The sequence below is a fragment of the Delftia lacustris genome (assembly GCF_040267515.1).
GTDB lineage: Bacteria > Pseudomonadota > Gammaproteobacteria > Burkholderiales > Burkholderiaceae_C > Comamonas > Comamonas tsuruhatensis.
Genome location: NZ_CP141274.1, coordinates 3493238 through 3518684 on the forward strand (window position 1 = coordinate 3493238; position 25447 = coordinate 3518684).

The window sequence follows — 25447 nt, forward strand, 5'->3', positions numbered from 1 at the left end:
GGCTCCAGTGGCCGCGCCGACCCAGGCCGGCGCGGTATTCGTTCAATTCCAGTCGGGAAACGGGTTGTCCCATTGCACCCAGGCCTGCGGGCCCAGGGCCATTTCCGCATCGGTCAGCAGGCATTCGTCCAGGCGTGCGCGCAGCGCCTGCTCGTCCATGCCCATGCCGATCAGCACCAGTTCCTGGCGCGCGTCGCCCACGCCATCGACCCATTTGTCCAGGATGCGCTGCACGCTTTCGGGGTCGCGCGGCCAGCGCTCGGCCTCCACGGCGGCCCACCAGTGCCCGGCCGGGCCATGGCGGGCCACGGCGCCGGCCTGCGACCAGGAGCCGGCCAGCGCCGGATGGCTGGCCAGCCAGAAAAACCCCTTGGAGCGCACCACGCCCGGCCATTCGCTTTGCACCAGGCCGAAGAAGCGCCGGGGATGAAAGGGGCGGCGGGCGCGGTAGACAAAGCTGGCAACGCCATAGGCCTCGGTCTCGGGCTGGTGCGTGCCACGCAACTGCTGCAGCCAGCCCGGCGCCCTGGAAGCCTCCTCGAAATCGAACAGCCCCGTATCGAGCACGCGATCCAGCGGCAGCTGGCCGAAGGAGGCGATCTCCAGCCTGGCACGCGGGTTGAGCCCGCGCAGGATGGCCATGAGCCGGCTGCAGTCCTCGTCGGTGACCAGGTCGATCTTGTTGAGCACGATCACATCGCAGAACTCCACCTGCTCGATCAGCAGATCGACCACGGTGCGGCGGTCCTCCTCGCCCAGCGATTCGCCGCGCGAGCGCAGGCTGTCACGCGAGCCATAGTCGTGCAGGAAGTTGAAGGCATCGACCACGGTCACCATGGTGTCCAGCCGCGCCACATCGCCCAGGCTGCGTCCGTCCTCGCCCGCGAAGGTGAAGGTCTCGGCCACCGGCAGCGGCTCGGAGATGCCCGTGGACTCGATGACCAGCTGGTCGAAGCGGCCCTCGCCCGCCAGCCGCGCCACCTCCACCAGCAGGTCCTCGCGCAGCGTGCAGCAGATGCAGCCGTTGCTCATCTCCACCAGTTTTTCGTCGGTGCGCGACAGGTCGGCCCCGCCATCACGCACCAGGGCCGCGTCGATGTTGACCTCGGACATGTCGTTGACGATGACGGCCACGCGCCGACCTTCGCGGTTGTGCAGGATGTGGTTGAGCAAGGTGGTCTTGCCCGCGCCCAGAAAGCCCGACAGTACGGTCACCGGCAATCGGGCATGCGGCGGCTGAACCGGCGCTACGGTATGCATCATGGAATCTCTCAAGCAGGGAAAGGGAGCACGCTGCTGGCACTGCAGCCGCGTGCGGCAGGCAGGGCCTCAGGCGTGCAGCGCAGTGCAGGCAGAGCACTTGCCATGCAGTTCGATGTTCGAATGGGCCAGCGCGAACGCATGGCCGTGCGCCCAGCTGCCCAGGCAGCGGTTGAGCGCGTCGTCGACAAACTCGTCCACCTGCCCGCAGCTGTCGCAGATCGCAAAGGCCGAGAAGTCATGGCTGCCCTCATCCGGGTGCGAGCAGCACACATAGGCGTTCAACGACTCCAGGCGGTGGACCACGCCCTGCTCGGCCAGCTTGTCCAGCGCGCGGTAGACCTGCGTGGGGGCGCTCAGCCCGTGGTCACGCAGCTGGTCGAGCAGTGCATAGGCCGTGCGCGGCGCACCGGCCTGGCGCAGGGCGTCGAGCACCCGTTGCTGGTTGGCGGTCAAAGGGGTGGGCATGGTGATTTCCTGTTCCAGAAAACGGTTGGCGATGTTGCGCCACATCAGAATTGTGACGTTATAACATAACAAAACAACGGCTGTCAGGCAGGTTTTTACAATTAAAAAGAATATTAAGTTGCGTTTAAATATTCAACAGGATATAGTCAGCACCGTTGTCGAGACCCGTACCCAGTACCTGAGTCGGCAACCACATCTCCCGCGCAACGGCTTGCCAGCCGCTTCCTGCAGGATGTGTTTCGCGACCTTTGTCGCCCAGTTGGTCTGTAGAGCTGCAGCCAACCGAGTTCCTAGATGCTCACGCAGGCCTTTTCAAGGCTGCGAACCTGACTGAACCACATTTCAAACACCGGCATTCCCATGGGCAAGTACGTCGTCTCGCCCTCGACACACCCGACCGACTGCGGCCGCTTCCGTGCCTCCTTCTCGGTCCATCGCTCCCAGGGCAACGGCAGCTACTGCCGCGTATTCCGTTTCGACAAGGCATTCGCCTCCAGCGAAGCGGCACGGCTGTTTGCCGTCACCCAAGGCTGGCTTCAGACCTGCATGCAGCACCCGCCTGCGTGCTGATGGCCCGCTTGCTGCGAACCCCCTATCCATTTCCTGCGGCGGATTGCACAGTCCTCCGCCTGCATTCCAACGGTGCGCCCGTTTGCGCACATCTAAGCAAAGAGGTTTTCCTATGACCACCAAAATCTACGTGGGCAATCTGCCCTACTCCGTGACCGACTCCAGCCTGGAAAGCAACTTCGCCGAATTCGGCAGCGTGGCTTCCGCCAAGGTCATGATGGACCGCGAAACCGGCCGCTCCAAAGGCTTCGGCTTTGTGGAAATGGCTTCTGCCGAAGTGGCCCAGGCCGCCATCACCGGCCTGCACGGCATGTCCGTGGACGGACGCTCGATTGTCGTGAACCTGGCACGTCCTCGCGAAGAAGGCCGCAGCTCGGGTGGCTACAGCCCGCAAGGCTATGCAGGCAAGCGTGCCGACGTCGGCTATGGCAATGGCGGCCACGGCGGCGGTCGCTACTGATAGCGTCCAATTCCAAGAAAACCGGCTCTCTGGGCCGGTTTTTTTTCGCCTGCGGTTTTCTGCCGATGTCGGCATGAAAAAACCGGCCGCCCTTGCGGGCCGGCCGGTCATGCTTCAAGCCTGCCGGGGTCTGGCCCCGGCAAAGGCGAAGTGGCTTACCGCAGCGCGTCGATGGCGGCGTTGAAGGTGGCGCTGGGGCGCATCACGGCGTCCATCTTGGCCACGTCAGGCTGGTAGTAGCCACCGATGTCCACGGCCTTGCCCTGCACGGCGCGCAGCTCTTCGATGATCTTGGACTCGTTGTCCGCCAGCTGCTTGGCCAGGGGAGCGAACTTGGCGGCCAGCTCGGCGTTCTCGGTCTGGGCAGCCAGGGCCTGCGCCCAGTACAGGGCGATGTAGAACTGGCTGCCGCGGTTGTCCAGCTCGCCGGTGCGGCGCGAAGGCGACTTGTCCTCGTCCAGCAGCCTGCCGGTGGCTTCGTCCAGGGTCTTGGCCAGCAGCTTGGCGCTGTCGTTGCCGTTCTTGATGCCCAGGTCTTCCAGCGACACGGCCAGTGCCAGGAACTCGCCCAGCGAATCCCAGCGCAGGTGGTTTTCTTCCACCAGCTGCTGCACGTGCTTGGGAGCGGAGCCGCCGGCACCGGTTTCGTACATGCCGCCACCGGCCATCAGCGGCACGATGGACAGCATCTTGGCGGAGGTGCCCAGTTCCATGATGGGGAACAGGTCGGTCAGGTAGTCGCGCAGGATGTTGCCGGTCACCGAGATGGTGTCCAGGCCGCGGGCTACGCGCTCCAGCGTGTAGCGCATGGCGCGGACCTGCGACAGGATGTGGATTTCCAGGCCCGTGGTGTCGTAGTCCTTGAGGTAGGTGTTGACCTTCTTGATCAGCTCGGCCTCGTGCGGACGGTAGGGGTCCAGCCAGAACACGGCAGGCATGCCGGAGTTGCGTGCACGCGTGACGGCCAGCTTGACCCAGTCGCGGATGGGCGCATCCTTGACCTGGCACATGCGCCAGATGTCGCCCTGCTCCACGTTCTGGCTCATCAGCACTTCACCGGTGGCCAGGTCGACGATGTTGGCAACGCCGTCTTCCTCGATCTCGAAGGTCTTGTCGTGCGAGCCGTACTCTTCGGCCTTTTGCGCCATCAGACCCACGTTGGGCACGGTGCCCATGGTCTTGGGGTCGAAGTTGCCGTGCCACTTGCAGAAGTTGATCATCTCCTGGTAGATGCGGGCAAAGGTGGACTCGGGCATCACGGCCTTGCAGTCGTAGGGCTTGCCGTCGGCGCCCCACATCTTGCCGCCCTGGCGGATCATGGCGGGCATGGACGCATCGACGATCACGTCGTTGGGCGAGTGGAAGTTGGTGATGCCCTTGGCGGAGTCCACCATGGCCAGCGCGGGACGGTGTTCCTGGCAGGCGTGCAGGTCACGGATGATCTCTTCGCGCAGCGAGGCGGGCAGCGTCTCGATCTTCTCGTACAGCGTGGACATGCCGTTGTTGACGTTGACGCCCAGCTCGTCGAACAGCTTGCCGTGCTTCTCGAAGGCTTCCTTGTAGTAGATCTTCACGCAGTGGCCGAACACGATGGGGTGCGAGACCTTCATCATCGTGGCCTTGACGTGCAGCGAGAACAGGATGCCGGCGTCGCGGCAGTCGTCCAGTTCCTTTTCGTAGAAGTCGCACAGCGCCTTCTTGCTCATGAACATGGAGTCGATGATCTCGCCGGCCTGCAGCGCGACCTTGGGCTTGAGCACCACGGTCTTGCCGCTCTTGGTGGTCAGCTCCATCTTGACGTCGCGGGCCTTGTCCAGGGTCATGGACTTTTCGCCGTGGTAGAAGTCGCCGTGCTCCATGTGCGAGACATGGGTTTGCGACCACTGCTTCCACTCGCCCATGGAGTGCGGGTGCTTCTTGGCGTAGTTCTTGACGGCGGCGGGAGCGCGGCGGTCGGAGTTGCCTTCACGCAGCACGGGGTTCACGGCCGAGCCCAGGCACTTGCCGTAGCGCGCCTTGATGTCCTTTTCCTGGTCGTTGGACGGGTTCTCGGGGTAGTCGGGCAGTGCGTAGCCCTTGCCCTGCAGCTCCTTGATGGCAGCCGTCAGCTGGGCCACGGAGGCGCTGATGTTGGGCAGCTTGATGATGTTGACATCGGGCTCCAGCGTCTTCTTGCCGAGCTCGGACAGGGTGTGGGCTACGCGCTGGTCTTCGGCCAGGAATTCGGAGAACTCACCCAGGATGCGGTGGGCCACGGAGATGTCGGCGGTCTCGACATTCACGCCGGCGGGTGCTGCAAAGGCGCGCACCACAGGCAGGAAGGCACTGGTGGCCAGGCGCGGGGCCTCATCGGTCAGGGTGTAGATGATGGTGGGTTGCTGCGTGCTCATCTCTTGTCTCAGGTAGTGAAAAAGGTAGGGGTCGCGCCGCAGGCCGTCGAACCGGGCATCCGCTAGGGGAAACGGGCCGGTGCAGCCTGACGCTGTAGGACCGTCACGCAATGCCCCGTCGCGCCAGCATGCTGCCCCGGCGTTTTCTGCAATGCGATCCCACAATACAAAATTCTAAGCGGAACCTGCCGGATTTTTTAAGTCTTGTAGAAGACTTAGGGTTTTACAGCGGCATTCAGGCCCTGTTTTCACAGGGAAACGGCTTGGAGCCCCTGCGTTTTCTGCCATGCAAAAAATGCTGTGGCGTGACGAACACGCAAACATGGCAGAGCACCGGGCCACACCCAGAGCCGATACATCCACAACGATTCATCGTGCGCGAAGCGGCGGGCAAACACCCCCGGCGAAAACCCCGTGATCAGGCGCTGATCAAGCGCTGTTCACGGCACACACAGGCCGGGTCGGAAACGCCCCCGGCCAGCACCGGCGTCTGGGGCAGCAATCGCACGCCAATGCCCGGGAACACGGGTAAACGTGGCGACATATTGCGCCAAGTCATCTACAAAGCACGCCAATTACGCCAAATTGTCATCCATCCACCTTTATTCTGTCTTTTTGACTAGAACTACTGGACTGGAGACGATTTGAGTACCCTGGCAATCGTGATTTCACTGGCGGGACTGATGTTCCTGGCCTATCGAGGCATCTCCGTGCTGCTGCTGGCACCCCTGATGGCTGCCGTGGCCGTGCTGCTGTCCGGCGACCTGGGCCACATGCTGCCGCTGTACACCAGCACCTTCATGGGCGCCCTGGGCAACTACATGCTGCAGTTCTTCCCCGTGTTCCTGCTGGGCGCGCTGTTCGGCCAGTTGATGGCGGACTCGGGCGCGGCCACCGCGATATCGCACTGGATCATGCGCGTGCTGGGCGAGAAGCACGCCATCCTCACCGTGGTGCTGGCCTGCGCCGTGCTCACCTATGGCGGCGTGTCGCTGTTCGTGGTGGCCTTTGCCATCTATCCGATTGCCAAGTCGCTGTTCCGCGCGGCCCATGTGCCCAAGCGGCTGATACCGCCCACCATCGCGCTGGGCTCGTTCACCTTCACCATGACGGCGCTGCCGGGCACGCCGTCCATCCAGAACGCCATTCCCATTCCCTACTACGGCACAAACGTGTTCGCGGCGCCGGGCCTGGGCATCATCGGCGGCATGACCATGCTGGCCCTGGGCCTGTGGTGGCTGCAGTCGCGCGCGGCCAAGGCACGCGTGGCGGGCGAAGGCTACGGCGATCATGACGACGCTGTCGAGCAGGGCCTGCATGACGAAAGCGACCCCGCCCTGCACAGCCGCCGGGACCTGCCGCTGCTGCTGGCCCTGCTGCCGCTGGTGCTGGTGATCGCGGTCAACGCGCTGCTGACCTACGGCGTGTTCCCGCAAATGGATTTCGGCTTCCTCAAGGACCGTTTTCCTGCCGTGAACCCGGCCAAGCAGACGGGCCTGTGGGCGCTGATCCTGTCCCTGGCCGTGGCCTGCGCCGCACTGGTGCTGCTGGGCCTGGGCCGCTGGCGCAATCTCAAGGAGTCGGTGAACAAGGGCGTGCTGGGCTCCATGCTGCCCATCTTCAACACCGCCTCGGAAGTGGGCTACGGCGCGGTCATCGCAGGGCTGGCGGGCTTTGCCATCATCCGCGAGGCCGTGCTCAACGTGGCGCCACACAACCCGCTGATCTCCGAGGCCGTGGCCATGAACGTGCTGGCCGGCATCACGGGGTCGTCGTCCGGCGGCCTGTCGATTGCGCTGTCCACGCTGGGCAAGGACTACCTGGCCATGGCCGCCCAGCTGGGCATCAGCCCCGAGCTGCTGCACCGCGTGGCCGTGATGGCGGCCGGCTGCTTCGACACCCTGCCGCACAGCGGCGCCATCATCACGCTGCTGTCCATCTGCGGCCTCACGCACCGCCAGTCGTACGGCAACATCGCCATCATGACCATAGGCGCGCCCCTGCTGGCCCTGGTGCTGGTGATCACGCTCGGCACCATGTTCGGGTCCTTCTGAGGGACCAGGGCGCAGAGCGCGCGCGGGAAATACCACGGCATCGCGCCCGCCACAACCGGCATATGACGTATATGCGCGGGGCGGGTGCATGGCAACAATGCATGCACGGCGATAAGGCATCGCCCCGGTTCATTCCCGCATCACCGACAAGACGACATCCGCTGCCAAAGCTGCCAGCGCCGATGTCGGGCAACAAGGCCCGAACCGCTCCCTGACCTGGAGCGGTTCGGGCCTTTTTTTGTTGGCCGGGAATCGAAGGGGCAGCGATGCCGCACGCCGCCCCCTCAACCCCTTCAGGAGCAGCAGCATGAGACACGGAGATATTTCCAGCAGCAACGATTGCGTCGGCGTGGCAGTGGTCAACTACAAGATGCCGCGCCTGCACACCAAGGCCGAGGTGCTGGACAACTGCCGCAAGATCGCGGACATGCTGGTGGGCATGAAGCGCGGCCTGCCGGGCATGGACCTGGTGATCTTTCCCGAGTACTCCACGCACGGCATCATGTACGACGCCAAGGAGATGTACGACACGGCCAGCGCCATCCCGGGCGAAGAGACAGAAATCTTCGCCGACGCCTGCCGCAGGGCCAATGTCTGGGGCGTGTTCTCGCTGACCGGCGAGCGCCATGAGGAGCACCCCAACAAGGCGCCCTACAACACCCTGATCCTCATGAACAACCAGGGCGAGATCGTGCAGAAGTACCGCAAGATCATGCCCTGGGTGCCCATCGAGGGCTGGTACCCGGGCGACTGCACCTATGTGAGCGAGGGCCCCAAGGGCCTGAAGATCAGCCTCATCATCTGCGACGACGGCAACTACCCCGAGATCTGGCGCGACTGCGCCATGCGCGGCGCCGAGCTCGTCGTGCGCTGCCAGGGCTACATGTACCCGGCCAAGGAGCAGCAGATCATGGTCTCCAAGGCCATGGCCTTCATGAACAACTGCTACGTGGCCGTGGCCAATGCGGCGGGCTTCGACGGCGTGTACTCGTACTTCGGGCACTCGGCCATCATCGGCTTCGACGGCCGCACCCTGGGCGAGACCGGCGAGGAGGAGATGGGCATCCAGTACGCCGAACTGTCCAAGCACCTGATCCGCGATGCGCGCAAGAACGGCCAGTCTCAGAACCATCTGTTCAAGCTCGTGCACCGCGGCTACACCGGCACCATCAACTCCGGCGACGGCGACAAGGGCGTGGCCGCCTGCCCCTACAACTTCTACAGCCAGTGGGTCAACGATCCCGAGGGCACGCGCGAGATGGTGGAGTCCTTCACGCGCACCACCGTAGGCACGCCCGAATGCCCCATCGAAGGCATTCCGCACGAGGCGCCCAAACACCGCTGACAGCGTCCTGCCTCCGCAGCCTGCAGGCCCGGGGGCAGGCCCGCCCATGAACACGGAAAGGTGAAGAGTGAAGATGAGCACGACAACAACCACAGGCCCGCTGCACGCTCCTGCCAGCCAGGCCGCCGACCCGCTGGCGGCCTACCGCATCGAGGAAGAGCCCTTCTACCGCCCTTCGGGCCGCGAAGTGCAGCTGTACCGGCAGGCCTACCAGCACCGCATGCCGCTCATCCTCAAGGGCCCCACGGGCTGCGGCAAGACGCGCTTTGTGGAGTACATGGCCTGGGCACTCAAGCGCCCCCTGGTCACGCTGGCCTGCAACGAGGACATGACAGCCTCCGACCTGGTGGGCCGATACCTGCTGGATGCCGACGGCACGGCCTGGCACGACGGCCCGCTGACCCTTGCCGTGCGCCACGGCGGCATCTGCTATCTGGACGAGGTGGTGGAGGCCCGCCAGGACACCACGGTCGTCATTCACCCGCTGACCGATGCGCGCCGTGCCCTGCCGCTGGACAAGAAGGGCGAGGTGGTGCATGCCCATCCCGACTTCCAGCTGGTGGTCTCCTACAACCCCGGCTACCAGAGCAGCGCCAAGGACATGAAGCCATCGACCCGCCAGCGCTTCGCGGCCCTGGACTTCGACTACCCGGCGCCCGAGATCGAGGCGGACATCGTGGCCCACGAGACCGGCATTGCCCCGGCCACCGCTCGCAGCCTGGTCAGCCTGGCACGCAGCACGCGCGAACTGCGCCACCGGGGCCTGGATGAAGGCGCCTCCACCCGCATGCTGATCTACGCAGGCCTGCTGATGCGCGACGGCGTCTCGGTGCACGACAGCTGCGACATGACCATCACCAGCGCCCTGACCGACGACCCCGACACCGCCGCCGCGCTGCGCCAGTTGGTCGCAGCCGAGTTCGGCGCCTGAGGGCCGCGCGCCATGGCCATCGTCTCCGTTGCCTTGCCCGAAGAGCCCCGCCTGCTGCACACGCTGGGCCTGCTGGCCAGCGGCCTCGCGCGCCAGCCTGTCGCCGTGCAGGCGCTGGCCAGGACGCCGGCCAGTGCCCCGGCGCCGGGCCAGGCCCACGCCCTGCCGCCGCGCGCCGTGCTGATCAGCCAGCCTGCCCGGCTGCTGATTCCCGCCAACTTGCCCATTCAGGCGCACCTGCACGCAGCGACGATGGCCCATGCCGCAGCCCACCTGCGCTTTTCACCGGCAGGCCAGGACAGCAGCGCCCTCAAGCCCATGGGCCAGGCCGTGGTGGGCGCACTGGAAGATGCGCGCGTGGAACGGCTGCTGTGCCTGCAGCACCCTGGCGTGCGCCGCTGGTTCGAGGCCTGCATCGCGCCCGAGCCCGACCCATCCGACCTGGGCTTTGCCGCCTTCATGGCCCGGCTGGACCGCATGCTGCTGTGGCCAGAGCGCATGGACGGCAACCACTGGATCCACAAGGCCGGTGACCTGTTCGAGAACACCGCCACGCGCCACGGGCTGGAGGACTACGCCGCATTCCGGGCCATTGCCTCCATCCTGGCCAACGACCTGGGACAGATGCGCGTGCGCATGGACCCTCAGCACCATGCCGTGCCCAGCACCTACCGTGATGACAACAGCTATCTCTGGCAGCATCCGGAGTCGCCTCAGGGCGAGGAAGACACACTCGCGCTGCAGCAGTCCGCTGCGCGCGCGGCCCCTCCTCCATCGGCCGGCGCAGGACAGCAGTCCGATGCCCAGGAAGGCCAGTCGCTGGACCTGGACCCAGGCCTGGAACTGTCGCGCCACAGCTATCCCGAATGGGACCGCAGGTCGGAGCGCCTGAAGACGGACTGGTGCACCGTCATCGACACCCTGCCCGCATGGCAGGCCGAGGCTCTGGCCGGCAAAGGCTCCCAGGCCGGCAGACAGACACAGCCGCCCCTGCCCCTGCCGCTGCCGCCGGCACGCCAGCTGGACCGGCGCCAGCGCCTGCGCCGCCAGTGGGAAGGCGATGACCTGGACTTCAATGCCGCCCTCGAGGTCCAGGTGGACCGCCGCCTGAACCTGCGCCCTGAGCCCCGCCTTTTCATGCGGGCCGGCAAAGGCCCGCGCCCCACCAGCGTGCTCGTGCTGATGGACGCTTCCGAATCGGTCAACACGCCCGGCCCCCACGGCGCCAGCCTGCTGGAGCTGGAGAAACAGGCGGCCCTCATGCTGGCCGAATCGCGTGCAGGCCGCAGGACCGGCGTGGACCGCCTGGCCATCCACGCCTTCTCGTCCAACACGCGCGCCGAGGTCCGCTACCTGCGCCTGCTGGACTTCGGCCAACCCTTTGCCGCAGCAGCGGCCACCCGGTTGCAGGCACTGCAGGGGCGCCATTCCACACGCCTGGGCGCCGCCCTGCGCCACGCCAGCAGCCTGCTGGCGGCCGAGCCTGCCGGCCAGCGCCATCTGCTGGTGATCACCGATGGAGCACCCGCCGACATCGACGTGCATGACGACCGCTACCTGATCGAAGACGCGCGCCACGCCGTGCAGCAGGCCCGCGCCGCAGGCATACGCATCGGTTGCCTGGCCGTGGACAGCCAGGCCGACGGCTATGTGCGCCACATCTTTGGCGGGCGCAACTACGGCATTGCCGACGACGCGCGGCATCTGCCAAGGCGGCTGTCCCAGATGGGCGCAAGGCTCGCAGCCGGCCGCTGACCACGGCAAGCGCCACGGAAATCTCGATTAACCTGAAGTCTGCAAAGAACGCACGCCAGCACCTGGCACAGAAGGAACCCATGAACGACCCCGTCAGAGTCGGCATTCTTTACTCGGCCACCGGCACCACATCGACCATCGGCCAGTCCCAGCTGCAGGGCGCCCAGCTGGCCATCGACGAAATCAACGAGTCGGGCGGCCTGCTGGGGCGTGAACTGGTGGCAGTGCGCTACGACCCGGCCTCCACGCCGGCCCGCTATGCGGCGCTGGCCGAGCAGCTCATCGTGCGCGACGGCATCAACGTCATCTTCGGCTGCTACATGTCCAGCAGCCGCAAGGCCGTCATCCCCATCGTCGAGAAGTGGAACCGGCTGCTGTTCTATCCGACGCTCTACGAAGGCTTCGAGTTCTCGGGCAATGTCATCTACACGGGCGCCGCGCCCAACCAGAACAGCGTGCAACTGGCCGACTACATGACCAGCAGCTTCGGCGCGCGGGTCTACCTCATCGGCTCGGACTACATCTATCCCTACGAGTCCAACCGCATCATGGGCGAGCTGGTCATGCAGCACCCGGGCAGCGACAAGCTGGGCGAACACTACCTGCCGCTGGACGCCACCGAGCGCGACTACGCGGCCATCATGCAGGACATCCGCGCCAGGCAGCCGGACTTCATCTTCTCCACCGTGGTCGGCGATTCCACCGCCAGCCTCTACCGCGCCTATGCCGATGCGGGTTTCAACCCGCAGACCATGCCGATTGCCAGTCTCACCACCTCCGAGGCCGAGATCGCCCAGATGGGTGCCGACGTGGCGGCCGGCCACTTCACGGCCGCGCCCTACTTCCAGTCCATCGATTCACCGGCCAATGCGCGCTGCCTGGCCCGGCTGCGCCAGCGCCTGGGCGACGACTGCCGGCCCAACCTGTGCTGGGAGGCCGCCTACTTTCAGATGCACCTGTTCGCCAACGCCTTCCGCCAGGCCGGCAGCGACCGCATCGGCGATCTGCTGCCCCATCTGCTGGGCAGCGAGTTCGACGCGCCCCAGGGCCGCATCCGGCTCGATCCCGGCAACCACCACACCTGGCTGTACCCGCGCGTGGGCCGCGCCAATGCCCAAGGCGGCTTCACCATCGTGCGCCAGGCCACCCGGGCCGTCTCGCCCGACCCCTATCTGGTCACCCATTCACTGGGCGACTGGACTGCCAGCCTCGGTGCCCTGGAGAACTGAGCGTGGATGCCGAACCGAACAAGGACACCGGCAGCGCTGCCACAGGCCGGCCGCTGCTGGAAAGAAAGCCGCTGCTGCGCGCCACCTCGCCCCAGCTCAAGGAACTGCGCCAGCTGCGCATTGCCATCGTCCACCCCGACGACGCGGACGGCCGACTGCTGGCCCAGCAACTGCAGCGCATAGGCTGCCAGGTCCAGGCCATCTGGCCGCCCCAGCCCAGCCTGCCCGAAGGCACGGACGTGGTCTTCCTGGCCGTTCGCCCCGACCACCTGCAGTTGAACTACACCTGGACCCAGGGCGAGGGAGAGAGCCCGCCCACCGCCATCGCCGTGGTCAACTACGAGAACCCCACCATCGTCTCCGCCGTGCTGGAGCTGCAAGTGCAGGCCATCCTGCCCTCGCCCATCCGCTCCTTCGGCCTGCTGTCCACCCTGGTGCTGGCGCGCAGAAACCACAAGGAATCACGCCAGCAGCAGCAGCGCATCGCCAAGCTCCAGGCCAAGCTGCTGGGCCAGCGCCGCGTGGCCGAAGCCAAGGCCATCCTCATGCAAACCCACCAGATCAACGAAGACCAGGCCTACGACATGATCCGCGCCCAGGCCATGAGCCGGCGCAGCTCGGTGGAGGAGATTGCCCAGGCCATCGTCCATGCGAGCGAAATACTGTCGCTGGGCAAGGGCGTGGGCGGGTAAATCACGCAGGACTCCTGCCGCCAGCAGCCATGGTTTGGCCCCGGGGAACCAGGGTCCTCTTTCTTTTGAACGCATGCAGCGTGTCAAGAAAAGTGCCCCCGACGCCGAGGCTGTCGGGCTCGGCACGACGTGCTGATGCTCGCTAACTGAGGCTTCACATGGTCGGTTGATAGCAGAGTGCTTTCGCCTACAAGAGAAGCCTCTCAGCAACCTTACTTTGTCGCGGCCAGTTGGCTGATTCTCTGCATTGCGTTGTAGATTTCGCCAGCCATATACGAAGAAATCTCTTCACTGCTCAAACCAGGAACGATGGCAGCGCTTCCCTTGTCAGCGGAGGCAATCCAATGCAGTTTAAACAAAAGCTCCTTCAGATCGGCAGTTTCCATTACATCGGACATCCACCCGTGAAACTCCAGGATGACCTCCGTACGTTTATCGCCATCCTTCGCCAGCTTGCAAAGCTGCTGAAACCAAGACGCATCACGCAGGCATTCTAAGAATTCAAGCACTTCCGGTTGATATACACCCTCCTGTCCATCAACCAAGAACTCTTTCGTCGGCGCAAATGTATCACGGTAGCGGAGGAGCGCCTGCAATTCACCAGCATTGATGTCAAAATCCAACGCCGCTAACTTCTTACGCGGCCCTTTTAACCAGCGCAGTTTCACCTCATGCAAGTCGCTTGCAATGAGCCGCGGAATCTGACTCACATCCTTCTCATACATCTGAATATCCTGAACGAGCAAAGGACGCGTCCCCAGTAAAGTGGTTCTGGCGGCCTCACCAGCGCGGATGATCCAATAAGCTTGTTCCTTATCTTTGGCGCTGAAGCTCTTGGAACTCTGAGCAATGAACTGAATGTACTCAGCCATTTTCCAGGCCATCACCGCCCAATAGCGGTGATCTGTCAGCTTCTCTCGGGAAGGCGATTCGTCATGAATATACTCATTCCATGGACCGCTGGGCACAGTTCCGATGGCGGCAACCACTGCGGTCTTTTCATGGGTTCCCAACCATCCATAGCCATGAGCCTTGCCCCCTTCGAAAACACATAGAGCGTAGTCTTTACTGCTCTCCTCTGATTCAAAACGGACGAAGCTTCCATCTCGCACAAAAGAAGCCAGAGCCTCGAATTGTTCGGATACCTGTTTGGTTATTTTATCAACATCAATCTCATCAATTATCAGCAGAGTTTTTTGATATTTTCCATGCCAGCCAATAGCTGCCATTGCGGCATCCAACGGCATATCCTCGGCAATCCATCCCTTGTCCTGCAGAAGCTTGGAAATCTCCTTGCCTTGCTTCTTGGCAATCTTGATGTTGATTTCAGTCTGACGAAAAGCGATACCCATTGCCAATTTCCTCTGAATATTTATCGCAAGCCTTGACACAGCTTCAGGCGCACGCATGAAACCCCCTCCCAGGCGCATGCGTTCAAGTTACGAACGCAGCTTCCCGCAGACGGAATATAGCCTCAGAGCACCCTCCGGAAGTTGACGCTTTGTCCAGTCATCACCACCTGCGGATCTATTCTCAAGCGAAGCCTGCCATTCAGAAACGATCATTCCTCGGGCACCGAAGAGTTCGAATAATGGCTCTCAGTCCTGCCGTATTTCTTGGCAGTCGCAGTGAGCGCACAAGGGCCGTGGGCCGCTCGGACGCCCTGCGTTTCGCGCAGACCTCGCTGCGTCCCGCCTCCTTGCGTACCGACTGCTCGGCCTTGTCCTGGATGCGCCCCGACAGCATCCAGCTCCAGTCATCACTCTCAGCGCGCTTGCGGATAGCCCCACTGGCTGATGTTCTGCTCTGCTGCGATCTGCCTCAGGCCCTTGATGCCGGCCCTGTAGTCCAGCTTGATGCGTTCCCACTGCGGAAACTGCCTGTATTCCGTGCTCATCCCTCGAAGCTGGCAGGCTTGGGACGACCACCGCAGGGCCAGGCCGCCTAGCCGGAGTAACTACCAAGTTTCAGTGATAGACACAATATACACAAATTCATACAATTTGCAGCGCGTTTGGTCATCAAACAAAAGTTCAGCAAACAGAGCTAGAGAGATTGCGCCGATCTCCAAAGTAAGGGAACAACATGTCTTCTGGGGTTTTCCGCACATGGGTGCTAGGCGGCATCTTTGCTCTTGTCACCTACACCGGCTCTGCAAGCGCACAGCTGACCTTGTCCGTGTCCCACACCGATGCCTCTTGTAACGGGGCAAACAACGGCACGGCCACTGCCCAAATCACCCAGAACGGTGTTGCGCCCTTCAGCTACTCATGGAGCCCCTCTGGAGGCACAAACGCTACCGCAACAGGGCTCACAGCAGGCACCTATACAGTTACGGTTACTGACAATAACGGCCTGCAAGGAACAGCTTCTACGACCGTTGGACAGCCTGAAACATTGTCAGGCACGCAGTCGCAGATCAATCCCGTTGGAGGCAACAACGGTAGCGCAACAGTTGTCGCGACAGGGGGGACTCCTGGCTACGCTTACTCATGGACCCCCTCCGGTGGCGCAGCGGCAACCGCGACAGGACTGGCTCCCGGTCAATATTCGGTGACCATCACAGACTCCAAAGCCTGCGAAACCACGCTGAGCTACACGCTTGTAGCTCCTGCCGCCTCAGTGCAATCAGTAAGCGTCCCCCCCGACGGAACCTATAGTGCTGGACAGAACCTGCAGTTCACTGTGACCTACAGCGCTCCCGTGACCGTCACAGCTGGCGGCACGCCCTCAATTCCTTTGACGATTGGTTCAACTCTGCGGCAAGCGGACTTCGTCGGTGGCAGCAACAGCTCCGCCCTGACCTTCATATATACCGTGCAGCCAGGTGATGTTGACGCAAATGGAGTGTCGTTAGGAACCGCTATCGATCTCAACGGGAGCACGATGACGAGCGGTGGCGCCAACGTTGTGCTGAATTTGGCGAACGTAGGCGCCACCACCGGCGTACTGGTGAATGGACAGCAAAACCAGAACATCACGTTCCCAAACCCCGGCGACCAAACTTTCGGCACAACGCCAACACTGACCGCGACGGCCAGCTCCAGCCTGCCGGTGGCCTTCAGCGCAAACACAACTGCGGTGTGCACGGTCACCACGGGCGGCACGCTGACTTTTGTGAACACAGGCTCTTGCACCGTTGATGCGAACCAAAGTGGTAGCGCAAGCTACCTGCCTGCATCACAGGTGTCTCAAACCTTCATGGTGAATGCAGCGGCACCCGGAGCCCCCACCATCGGCAACATCGCTGCAGACGACGGGCAGGCTACGGTAACCTTCACTGCACCTGCTTCCAATGGCGGCGCGCCCATCACAGGCTATACCGTGATCGCGACCCCCGTGGCCGTGCCCGGTGCGCCTGGCGTGATCACTCAGCAAGGAACGACATCCCCCATCGTCGTGGCTGGCCTGAGCAATGGCTTCACCTATAACTTCACGGTCGCAGCCTCCAACGGGACAACCGGTGCAGCCTCTGCAAGCACACAAGCCACGCCACGCAAACTGCAACTGGTGAGCGCGCCCGGCAGCGTGCCTGGCATGACCGGCATACCGTCTGCCACGATGTCCGGCGGCGGCACCACTTGCACGCTGCAACCTGGCGGCGGCTTCGGACCTGTGACCTCCACCCCACCGAACCTGCAAGCGCCCAGCGGACAATTCGCTTTCAGCGCCGAAAACTGCACCGGATCTGTGACGATGACTCTCACCTATCCCAGCGCTCTCCCCGAAGGCGTGCAGTTCCGCAAGCCCGATGGTGTCGGCGGCTGGTTTGACCCTGCGACCGCGCTGAACGTGATCGTGGACAGCGCGCGCACCACGGTGAACTACACCATCACGGACAACGGCCCTGGTGACACCAACCCTGCCGTGGGCGTGATCGCCGATCCGCTCGTGCCCGTGCTGGCAGCAGCCCCAGCAGGCGGCGCAGCAGCCGTTCCCATGCTCAGCGAATGGGGCGCCATCCTGATGTCTGCCCTGCTGGCAATATTCGGCCTGCGCCGCATGCGCCGCCAGCGCTGATGCAGGCCTGACCTGAAAAAGCAAGGCCCGCAACTGCGGGCCTTTCCTTTGTCCGGGCGTCTACAGGCGGCGCGCGGCGATCAGCAGGCGCTCGGCCAGCGTGGGCTTTGCAGCCAATCGTCCTGCCGTTCCCAATACACCGTCGCGGCCCGTGGCTGCGCGCGCTATCAGTGCCGTGCCCAGCGCACCACTCACAAGGCGGCCCATGCCACTTTCCGCGCGCCGGGCATGGCGCAGCGCCAAGAGGCCGGCACCGAGCACCAGCCAATGCTCTCCCGTGAATCCCTTGCGAGAGTCGTCCCACTTGCGCAGGTCCTGGATCTTTTCTGAAATCGCCATTCATTGCTCCTGTTGCTTCAGAGCTGTCATGGTGTGCCAGCAACAGGCTGCAGGCTGTCGGTCCCTGGGCAAGATTCCGGTGGCGAGAGTCCTACGGACGCGCAGCGAGGACCGGCTCCAGCAATCCCGCTTGATGCGCTCCCACTGCGGCGCCTGCATGTGTTCCTTGCTCATCCTGCCGAAGGTGGCAGCCTTGGTAGGCACGACGTCGAGATTTACGCCAAGTGACCATCCGTGTTTCCACGTATATCCAGATATTACTCTTGCCAAGCGTGATTTTGATAATAAATTATCAAAATCAATTACTTTGTCAAATTTTGCATCAATTGAAATATCGAGCGGCTTTCATAATAACATTTCATGCTCAAGAATTGGCATGGTGGCGCCAATAATAAATCACAGCACAGCGAGGCATAAAATGATCGAAGGCGGATGGTGGAAAGCCTATACAAAAAATGGCCGGTATATAGGAATAATCGAAGGAGATGAATTCATAGTCGGAAAAACGAGGATTTTATATAGAATAAGCAAAAACAAGCTGTATTCAACAGAAGTACCGCCTTCACTTATAGCTGACATATCAGAAAAACAAGCAATTACAACCAATGGAGAAATTCTACTCAAATTCTCAAAAACAACCAGAGAGCGAAGGCTATAAAAAACTGGACCAAGTCCAGACCAAAATAATTACTCAATCCAATCAAACAGCCGTCGCTACAGCACGAATTGGAAACTTTCGACCAAGATCAACACGCAATTGCATTCTGCGTATCAACTCTGGCGTCAAAACTCGACCTGCTGTAAGCAAGACCAAGCCTTCCCTCGATACGAAGTCTTGAGCCAAAATCATCCCTGGCCTCAGTTCTGAACAGGGAACATTAATTGGAGCCGGGTCGGGAGCAGGGGTCGCCTGAATCACAATTTGCAAGAAAGCATCCACAACCTCTGGATCAAATTGTGCTCCCCTACTATGCGAAATGAGCGTTCTTGCCTCTGCGCAAGTTAGCGGCTTACTGCTCAAATGCCCCACCATCAGGTCATCGTAAAAATCAGCAACCGCAATTATGCGAGCACCTATTGGAATATCCTTCCCCTTTAGGCCATCAGGGTAACCTGCTCCATCGAATCGCTCATGGTGAGACCTGACGAGAGTAGCGACAAGATGCGCATCATCTATCGACAGAAGCAGTTGCTCTCCCAAACTGCTATGGTTTCTATACTTATCCAGTTCCTCATGACTTAAACTTGGGACGGGCTTGCTTAACATCCCATCGGGAAGAGTAATATGAGCGATATCATGAATGAGCGCAGCGACAAAAGCATTCTGCTGCTCTGCTTCACTTAGCTGCATAATACTTGCGGTTCGGCGGGTTAGATCCGCAACGCGTCTTGAATGTCCGGCAAGTATCCCCCCTCGCCACTCAAGCAGATTTGAAAACATTCGGATCGATGCGACGAAGCTTTTTTTAAGTTTCCTATGCGCCTCCAACAATTCGTCGTCATGCTCATGGGCAGTCAGCTCAACAGTTACATTTAGTTCTGCCAACTCCTTCGTCAGCGCTCTATTTTTTTGCTCTAGCCGAATATTCTCATAGCGTGTAATTTTTTGATCATTCAGTTGCTCAATGACAGCCAAAAATTGCTCACTATTCCAAGGTTTGACTATGTGACGGTGCAAGCCCAGCAACCGACCAAGGCCTTTCGTAATTGCCACGGTACTGCATTCCGAAAGAAAAATCACGAACAGATCAGGGGACTGCCCAACAAGATTTTCCAGCCACTGCCCACCATCCTTGTCAATTACACGCGTATTGCATATCAACAAGTCAATTCGTCCACCAGCAAACTCAGCCAACGCTTCCGGCGCACTTGCCGCCATTCGCGTATCATATCCAGCCTGACCGAGCAACAGGCCCAACCCTGAAAAATCTTCCACCTCGCAATCAACCATCAATGCTTGCAACCGCGATTGCGGCGCGAATGATTCTTGCCTCTCTCTAACATTCATTTGGCGTGCCTCCATTTGTCTTATTCGATGCATGGCCTCGCCAATATGCCATCGAAAGGCAATGTGCAGATAGAAATTCTTTACCAACACCAAATGAATGAAGATCAAATTTATCCGCTTCTCGCCACTCACTTACATCTAGCTCCCATTACCCCAGTTTCGCGCAATGGATGAAATTTGCTCCAGGCAGAGCTCTCACTTGGATTCAAGGCAGTCTTGTCGGCCACGCTTGAAGCCCGGCCGCGTAGGCGGGCACCCGCGTGCGCAGCAGCTTGAGCCTGGCGCGGTCCAGCACCTGCAGCGGCGCATCAATGCCGCGCGCGGCCGAAGCATGCAGGAAGACCTGGCGCAGCCACACCATGTCATTGAGCACGGCGGCGGGCCGGCCTCGTCTTCCGTGCGCCGCTTCTTGGTGTGGCCCATCAGATCCTGCACCGTGAGCTTGGCGGCCTGGAGGTCGGCCCGACCAGAGGCCTGCAGTCGCGCGATGCCGGCCTTTTTGCAACGGCCCCACTCAGTCACGTTTTTGACCGCACTGACATAATCCCGCAGTGGCTCCCCCACTGAAATTTTCTTGTGCACGGCCTGGCGCCTGGCCAAAAGCGTGCTCCTGGTCCATCTCGTGCTCGCGCCTGCGCAGCCACCCATTGGCCAGCACTTTCCGACGGTAGGCCTGGCTTTCGCGGTGGACAAACGTGCCGTTCTCCATCAGCCGGATCTGTGCGGTGCAGGCAAGCGGGCAAGCAAGCCATCCGTGCGTTTGCGTGAAGTGATGGCCCCATCTGTTTTGCGACAGGTGAAGGATGTGGCAAAGCCAGCGAGAAAATCAGCAAAAACGGGGTTGGATGGCGAAGAACCAGGCAACGACGCCAGAGCAAAAAACCCAATCAGATCAATGACAAACGTAGAAAATCAAGCATCTTCCAGCATGTGGCGCATGTCCGTGGCGCCCATGATGGACTGGACTGACAAGCACTGCCGCTACCTGCACCGACTGCTGAGCCGCCATACCCTGCTGTATACCGAGATGGTGACCACGGGCGCACTGCTGCACGGTGATGTGCCACGGCATCTGCGGTTCGAGGCCGAGGAGCATCCGGTGGCGTTGCAGCTCGGCGGCAGCGAGCCGTCGGATCTGGCGCAGGCTGCGCGGTTGGGAGCGCAGTGGGGATATGACGAGATCAATCTGAACTGCGGCTGCCCCAGCGAGCGGGTGCAGCGCGGTGCATTTGGCGCCTGCCTGATGAACGAGGCGCCGCTGGTGGCCGATTGCGTGAAGGCCATGGTGGATGTGGTGGACGTGCCTGTCACGGTGAAGCACCGCATCGGCATCGACAAGGACGAGAGCTACGAATTCGTGCGCGACTTCGTGGGCACGGTGGCCGATGCGGGATGCCGCGTGTTCATCGTTCACGCACGCAATGCCTGGCTCAAAGGCTTGTCTCCCAAGGAAAACCGCGAGATCCCGCCGCTGCGCTACGAGATCGTGGCCCGGCTCAAGCAGGATTTTCCGCAGCTGACCATTGCCATCAATGGCGGCATCAAGGCCGACGCCACCGTGCAGGAGCTGCTGCAGCAGGTCGATGGCGTGATGGTGGGGCGTGAGGCCTATCACAACCCCTGGTGGCTGGCCTCGTGGGATGCGCTGTACTACGGCGTTGCTGGCGTGGAGCACACGCGCGAGTCCATCGAGGAGCAGATGGTGGCCTACATGGAGCGAGAGGCGCGCACGCACGGCACGCACTGGTATTCGATAGCCCGCCATATGTTGGGGTTGCGCAACGGGCTGGCAGGTGCGCGGCGCTGGCGCCAGGTGTGGAGCAACCACCAGTTCAAGCAATTGCCGCCTTCAGAGGTGATGCGGCTTGCGCGCACCAAACCGGCCGAAGCGGCGCTTGCCGCCTAGCGCGCCGCACTGCATTGCAGGAATGCCGGGGGCTGGGCGGCCGCCAGCTTACAACCATCAGTCAAGCTATCACTTAAGCGACAGCATTAGAGGGGTTTTACTACCAATTTTCTTAGCGTGCTGCTGATATATTGCACTGCAACAAATCCAAACAACCCCTTGTATCCATGCTCTATCAGCTCTACGAAATCCAGCGCGCCATGGTCGAGCCCTTTGCCGATTTCGCGCAGGCTGCAGCCAAGCTCTACAGCAACCCCCACTCGCTGCTGAGCCAGGGTCCGATGTCCCAGCGCATGGCCGCCGGGTTCGACCTGTTCTACCGCCTGGGCAAGGATTACGAAAAGCCCGAGTTCAACCTGCGCAGCGTCGATGTCGGCGGCGTGGACGTGACGATCCGTGAGCGGGTCGAAGTGGACAAGCCGTTTTGCGAGCTGCGCCGCTTCAAGCGCTTCTCCGACGACACCGAGACACTGCAGACCATGCTGAGCCAGCCCGTGGTGCTGATCGTGGCGCCGCTGTCTGGCCACTACGCCACGCTGCTGCGCGATACGGTGCAAAGCATGCTGGGCGACCACAAGGTCTACATCACCGACTGGAAGAACGCCCGCCTGGTGCCGCTGGCCGATGGCGAGTTCCACCTCGACGACTACGTGAACTATGTGCAGGAGTTCATCCGCTACCTGCAGGGCAAGTACGGCCAGTGCCATGTGGTCAGCGTCTGCCAGCCCACGGTGCCGGTGCTGGCTGCCGTGTCGCTGATGGCCAGCCGTGGCGAGACGCCTCCGCTGTCCATGACCATGATGGGCGGCCCCATCGATGCGCGCCGCTCGCCGACCTCGGTGAACAACCTGGCGCAGAACCGCAGCTTCGAGTGGTTCGAGAACAATGTGATCTACCGCGTGCCCGAAGGCTATCCGGGCGTGGGTCGCCGCGTCTACCCCGGCTTCCTGCAGTACTCGGGCTTCGTGGCCATGAACCCGGATCGCCACGCCAAGAGCCACTACGACTACTTCAAGGACCTGATCAAGGGTGACGACGCCAGCGCCGAGCACCACCGCAAGTTCTATGACGAGTACAACGCCGTGCTCGACATGGATGCCGACTACTACCTCGAGACCATCGCCACGGTGTTCCAGGACTACAAGCTGGTCCATGGCACCTGGGAAGTGCGTTCGCCCGAGGACAAGGTTGAACTGGTGCGCCCGCAGGACATCAAGGGCAGCGCCCTGCTGACCATCGAGGGCGAGCTGGACGACATCTCCGGCTCCGGCCAGACGCGGGCTGCGCACGATCTGTGCACGGGCATTGCCGCGGATCAGCGCAGGCACCTTGAAGTGCCGGGCGCGGGACACTACGGGATTTTCAGCGGCCGCCGCTGGCGAGAGATCGTCTATCCGCAGGTGCGCGAATTCATCAGCACCCACCAGCCCGAGAGCGCCACCGCCGCCAGCGCTGCAGGCCATGCCAGCAGCCTGAGCGATGACGCGCCAACGGCCGCCGAGCAGCCACGCAAGCGTGGCGCCAAGGTGCAGGCAGGCTGATTCCCGAGCAAGCCCGCCACGCCATGTCCTCCACCGCCATGCTCGCCCGCGACGATCTGGCAGCGCGCATAGACGCCGCGCTGCCGCAGACGCAGTGCACGCGTTGCGGCTACCCTGACTGCGCCAGCTACGCCCAGGCCGTGGCCTCGGGCGAGGCTGGCATCAACCAGTGCCCACCGGGCGGCGCTGCGGGCGTGGAGCGGCTGGCCGCATTGACGGGCCGGCCCGTTGTTGCGCTGAGCGCCGAGCACGGCATGGAAGCCCCGCGCACCGTGGCCGTGATCGACGAGGCCTGGTGCATCGGTTGCACCCTGTGCATCAAGGCCTGCCCCACGGATGCCATCCTGGGGGCCAACAAGTTCATGCACACGGTGATCGCAGCCCACTGCACGGGATGCGAACTGTGCATTCCCGTGTGTCCGGTCGATTGCATCGAACTGCACAACGCCAGCGGCCCGGCCACAGGCTGGTCTGCCTGGAGCCCCCAGCAGGCCGAGCATGCGCGCCAGCGCTATGTGCTGCACCGCGAGCGTGAAGTGGAGCGCGAGCGTTTGAGTGCAAGCCGGGCAGCGACGCCTCTTGCGCAGGCAGAGCAGGCAGCAGCCGACGACGCCAGCCCTCAAGCACCCTGCCCCGCACCTCCCGTGGCCGAGAGCAAGCAGGCCACCATCGCCGCCATCCTGGCCCGCGCACGTGCCCAGCGCGCGGGCGGCGGTTCATCGCCGAACGCGTGCCAGTGAAGCCCGCCAGGCGGCAGTCTGCCTTCCAGGCCAAGGCTAGGCCGCCAGCGCCAGACTCTTGTAGACGCCGCATCCCCAGTACAGCCCGCCATGCTTGCAGACGAAGGACATCTTGGTCTGTACCTGTTGCGTGGCAGGGTTTCTGAAGTCGTACTCCACCCAGCCTGGGCCGCGCTCGGCCTGGGCAATGATGTCGGCCAGCAGCTGCTCACCCCGCACGCCTGGCAGCTCCTGCACGCGCACGCCCACACGCGCAGGGTTGCCGCCAAAGGCGCGGTAGCTGCCGTCGGCGGCCAGGGCGAAAACGTACATATCGCGGTCATGGAAGGGCTGGCCGGGGTCGTTCACGGCGGCCAGCAGTGCCTCGGTGGCCACTCCGCGCCGCGCCAGGCCCAGGGCCGACTCGACCAGGGCCACGGCCTCCTCCGCCGTGCCCTGCTGCAGCCGAAAGCGCGACACCGCCCCTGACAGCATCTGCGCGCGCTGCTGCAGCGCGCGTGCCTGGTCCAGCGCGTGGCCCACCATCTGCGCGTTGTGCTGGGTGATCTCGTCGATCTGGTGCACGGCGCGGCTGATCTCGGCCAGGCCCGTGCTTTGGCTGCCGGTGGACTGCGACAGCTCTCCCATGTGCTCGGCCACCTGGCGAATGCCTTCGGTCACGCGCTCCATGCCACGTCCGGCCGTGCGGATCAGTTCGGTGCTGTGCTCCACCTGGGCCAGCGCATCGCCGATCAGGTGGCGGATCTCGCGCGCCGCCTCGGCCGAGCGGCCGGCCAGGGAGCGCACCTCGCTGGCCACCACGGCAAAGCCGCGGCCCTGCTCGCCCGCACGCGCCGCCTCCACGGCAGCGTTCAGCGCCAGGATGTTGGTCTGAAACGCTATGCCGTCGATCACGCCGATGATCTCGCGCATGCGGCCGGCGCTGCTTTCAATGGTCTCCACCGACTCCACGGCGCGGCCCATGGCCACCACGCCTTCATCGGCCGCGCCGCGCACCGCGCTGGCCTGGTGGTGGACCACGCCCACCACGTCGGCGTTGTGCTGCACGGCGCTGCTGAGCTGCTCCACGCTGACCACGGTCTGGGCCAGGTTGGTGGCCTGCAGTTCGGTGCGATCGGACAGTGCCTGGTGCTCGTTCACCAGTTGTTGCCCAGCCTGCGCCACCAGGGCCGCATTGCTGCGCACATCGGCCACCATGCCAGACAGCGAGGTCACCATGCCGCCCAGCAAGGCCTTGGGCGTCTGGACGTCGCCTGCGCCCTCCTGGGAGGCCGCAGCCTCCACGGCCACGCGCTGGCTCAGGTCTCCCTGGGCGATGCCCTGCATGGCCTGCTGCAGCAATTCGCGCTCGCCGATCACCCGCGACCAGAGCCTGTGCATGCCGCCCAGCAGCAGCCCGGCCCACAGCAGCAAGGCTGCCCAAACCCAGGGCCCCAGGCCCAGCGAATCGGCCACCAACGCCAGCGCCGGCCCCGCCAATGCCCACACCGTGCATACGAGGAAGCCGGCACCTGGGCCGGATGTACGCTTACGATGCCTGCTTCCATCTTTTTCCATGCCAGCGCCTGCCTGCATAGCTGTCTGCCTCTCTTGTCATTGGTATCTGGAATTCACCGTTTGCGAGGCCCCGCCACACGAGTTGGCATGGCCCCAGTCGAGACCATGCCAGAATAGGTAACAGAATGCAAAAAAGCCAGCGTGCAGACCCGCAGTCCCCTGTGACAACGGCATGCCGAAAG

The 25447-nt window shown here is 62.7% G+C and carries 23 protein-coding genes and 1 pseudogene; 15 read left to right on the top strand and 9 right to left on the bottom strand.

The annotated features are described in order from the left end of the window. Positions 1 to 42: 42 nt before the first annotated feature. Positions 43 to 1263, bottom strand: coding sequence for a zinc metallochaperone GTPase ZigA (gene zigA, locus U6958_RS17410; protein ID WP_074922239.1), 1221 nt, complete (start codon positions 1261 to 1263; stop codon positions 43 to 45). Between the two features lie 66 nt (positions 1264 to 1329). Then, on the bottom strand, positions 1330 to 1773 hold the full coding sequence (locus U6958_RS17415; protein ID WP_017405058.1) for a Fur family transcriptional regulator: 444 nt from the start codon (positions 1771 to 1773) through the stop codon (positions 1330 to 1332). A 315-nt stretch (positions 1774 to 2088) separates the two neighbouring features. Between U6958_RS17415 and U6958_RS17420 the strand changes: the two genes are divergently transcribed. Both U6958_RS17420 and U6958_RS17425 read left to right on the top strand, forming a co-directional pair. Beyond that, complete coding sequence (locus U6958_RS17420; protein WP_016445961.1) at positions 2089 to 2298, top strand: hypothetical protein; 210 nt, start codon at positions 2089 to 2091, stop codon at positions 2296 to 2298. Positions 2299 to 2410: 112 nt separating this feature from the next. Further along, complete coding sequence (locus U6958_RS17425; protein ID WP_016445960.1) at positions 2411 to 2758, top strand: RNA-binding protein; 348 nt, start codon at positions 2411 to 2413, stop codon at positions 2756 to 2758. 155 nt (positions 2759 to 2913) lie between these two features. Here U6958_RS17425 and U6958_RS17430 read toward each other — a convergent pair whose 3' ends face one another. Further along, on the bottom strand, positions 2914 to 5148 hold the full coding sequence (locus U6958_RS17430) for an NADP-dependent isocitrate dehydrogenase (RefSeq protein WP_016454629.1): 2235 nt from the start codon (positions 5146 to 5148) through the stop codon (positions 2914 to 2916). A gap of 110 nt (positions 5149 to 5258) precedes the next feature. On the opposite strand from U6958_RS17430, the gene U6958_RS17435 reads away from it, so the two are divergent. From U6958_RS17435 to U6958_RS17465, 7 genes are all read left to right on the top strand, one after another. Next, on the top strand, positions 5259 to 5771 hold the full coding sequence (locus U6958_RS17435; protein ID WP_143044598.1) for a hypothetical protein: 513 nt from the start codon (positions 5259 to 5261) through the stop codon (positions 5769 to 5771). 21 nt (positions 5772 to 5792) lie between these two features. Next, entirely contained in the window at positions 5793 to 7202 is a 1410-nt protein-coding gene (locus U6958_RS17440) for a GntP family permease (RefSeq protein WP_074922241.1), read from the top strand. Positions 7203 to 7509: 307 nt separating this feature from the next. Next, positions 7510 to 8547: an aliphatic amidase gene (locus U6958_RS17445; protein WP_012205469.1), complete on the top strand. Its 1038-nt coding sequence runs from the start codon at positions 7510 to 7512 to the stop codon at positions 8545 to 8547. 73 nt (positions 8548 to 8620) lie between these two features. Beyond that, complete coding sequence (locus U6958_RS17450) at positions 8621 to 9478, top strand: CbbQ/NirQ/NorQ/GpvN family protein (protein WP_047219023.1); 858 nt, start codon at positions 8621 to 8623, stop codon at positions 9476 to 9478. A 12-nt stretch (positions 9479 to 9490) separates the two neighbouring features. After that, positions 9491 to 11233, top strand: coding sequence for a nitric oxide reductase activation protein NorD (locus tag U6958_RS17455; protein ID WP_074922244.1), 1743 nt, complete (start codon positions 9491 to 9493; stop codon positions 11231 to 11233). An 80-nt stretch (positions 11234 to 11313) separates the two neighbouring features. Beyond that, complete coding sequence (locus U6958_RS17460) at positions 11314 to 12462, top strand: transporter substrate-binding domain-containing protein (protein WP_016445955.1); 1149 nt, start codon at positions 11314 to 11316, stop codon at positions 12460 to 12462. Positions 12463 to 12464: 2 nt separating this feature from the next. Then, on the top strand, positions 12465 to 13154 hold the full coding sequence (locus tag U6958_RS17465; RefSeq protein ID WP_074922247.1) for an ANTAR domain-containing response regulator: 690 nt from the start codon (positions 12465 to 12467) through the stop codon (positions 13152 to 13154). Between the two features lie 212 nt (positions 13155 to 13366). Here the strand turns inward: U6958_RS17465 and U6958_RS17470 are convergent, their stop codons facing one another. After that, entirely contained in the window at positions 13367 to 14506 is a 1140-nt protein-coding gene (locus tag U6958_RS17470; RefSeq protein WP_017405052.1) for a hypothetical protein, read from the bottom strand. 413 nt (positions 14507 to 14919) lie between these two features. After that, on the bottom strand, positions 14920 to 15051 hold the full coding sequence (locus tag U6958_RS17475; RefSeq protein ID WP_257786517.1) for a hypothetical protein: 132 nt from the start codon (positions 15049 to 15051) through the stop codon (positions 14920 to 14922). A 188-nt stretch (positions 15052 to 15239) separates the two neighbouring features. Between U6958_RS17475 and U6958_RS17480 the strand changes: the two are divergent. Together U6958_RS17480 and U6958_RS17485 are read left to right on the top strand one after the other, a co-directional pair. Next, positions 15240 to 15650, top strand: a pseudogene (locus U6958_RS17480) (hypothetical protein); the annotation flags it as partial. A gap of 57 nt (positions 15651 to 15707) precedes the next feature. Further along, the gene (locus U6958_RS17485) at positions 15708 to 17174 is read left to right on the top strand and encodes an IPTL-CTERM sorting domain-containing protein (protein WP_244160480.1); all 1467 of its coding nucleotides are present in this window, start codon (positions 15708 to 15710) and stop codon (positions 17172 to 17174) included. 60 nt (positions 17175 to 17234) lie between these two features. Here the strand turns inward: U6958_RS17485 and U6958_RS17490 are convergent, their stop codons facing one another. Further along, positions 17235 to 17513: a hypothetical protein gene (locus tag U6958_RS17490; protein ID WP_016445950.1), complete on the bottom strand. Its 279-nt coding sequence runs from the start codon at positions 17511 to 17513 to the stop codon at positions 17235 to 17237. 130 nt (positions 17514 to 17643) lie between these two features. Here U6958_RS17490 and U6958_RS17495 point away from each other — a divergent pair, with 130 nt between their 5' ends. Then, on the top strand, positions 17644 to 18171 hold the full coding sequence (locus U6958_RS17495) for a hypothetical protein (protein ID WP_139223887.1): 528 nt from the start codon (positions 17644 to 17646) through the stop codon (positions 18169 to 18171). 42 nt (positions 18172 to 18213) lie between these two features. Here U6958_RS17495 and U6958_RS17500 read toward each other — a convergent pair whose 3' ends face one another. Both U6958_RS17500 and U6958_RS17505 read right to left on the bottom strand, forming a co-directional pair. Continuing rightward, the gene (locus U6958_RS17500) at positions 18214 to 19653 is read right to left on the bottom strand and encodes an HD domain-containing phosphohydrolase (protein ID WP_244160481.1); all 1440 of its coding nucleotides are present in this window, start codon (positions 19651 to 19653) and stop codon (positions 18214 to 18216) included. 73 nt (positions 19654 to 19726) lie between these two features. Next, on the bottom strand, positions 19727 to 19894 hold the full coding sequence (locus tag U6958_RS17505) for a hypothetical protein (protein WP_156493777.1): 168 nt from the start codon (positions 19892 to 19894) through the stop codon (positions 19727 to 19729). Positions 19895 to 20416: 522 nt separating this feature from the next. On the opposite strand from U6958_RS17505, the gene dusA reads away from it, so the two are divergent. The 3 genes from dusA to rsxB all read left to right on the top strand — a co-directional run bounded on the left by dusA (position 20417) and on the right by rsxB (position 23708). Beyond that, positions 20417 to 21427 (top strand): tRNA dihydrouridine(20/20a) synthase DusA, encoded by a 1011-nt coding sequence (dusA, locus tag U6958_RS17510; protein ID WP_074922250.1) that lies wholly within the window; start codon positions 20417 to 20419, stop codon positions 21425 to 21427. A 167-nt stretch (positions 21428 to 21594) separates the two neighbouring features. Beyond that, the gene (locus U6958_RS17515) at positions 21595 to 22968 is read left to right on the top strand and encodes a polyhydroxyalkanoate depolymerase (RefSeq protein ID WP_016445947.1); all 1374 of its coding nucleotides are present in this window, start codon (positions 21595 to 21597) and stop codon (positions 22966 to 22968) included. 23 nt (positions 22969 to 22991) lie between these two features. Then, the gene (gene rsxB / locus U6958_RS17520) at positions 22992 to 23708 is read left to right on the top strand and encodes an electron transport complex subunit RsxB (protein WP_074922261.1); all 717 of its coding nucleotides are present in this window, start codon (positions 22992 to 22994) and stop codon (positions 23706 to 23708) included. A 36-nt stretch (positions 23709 to 23744) separates the two neighbouring features. Here the strand turns inward: rsxB and U6958_RS17525 are convergent, their stop codons facing one another. Beyond that, a complete protein-coding gene (locus U6958_RS17525; protein WP_074922264.1) occupies positions 23745 to 25283 on the bottom strand; it encodes a methyl-accepting chemotaxis protein in 1539 nt (512 codons plus the stop codon). Between the last annotated feature and the right edge of the window lie 164 nt (positions 25284 to 25447).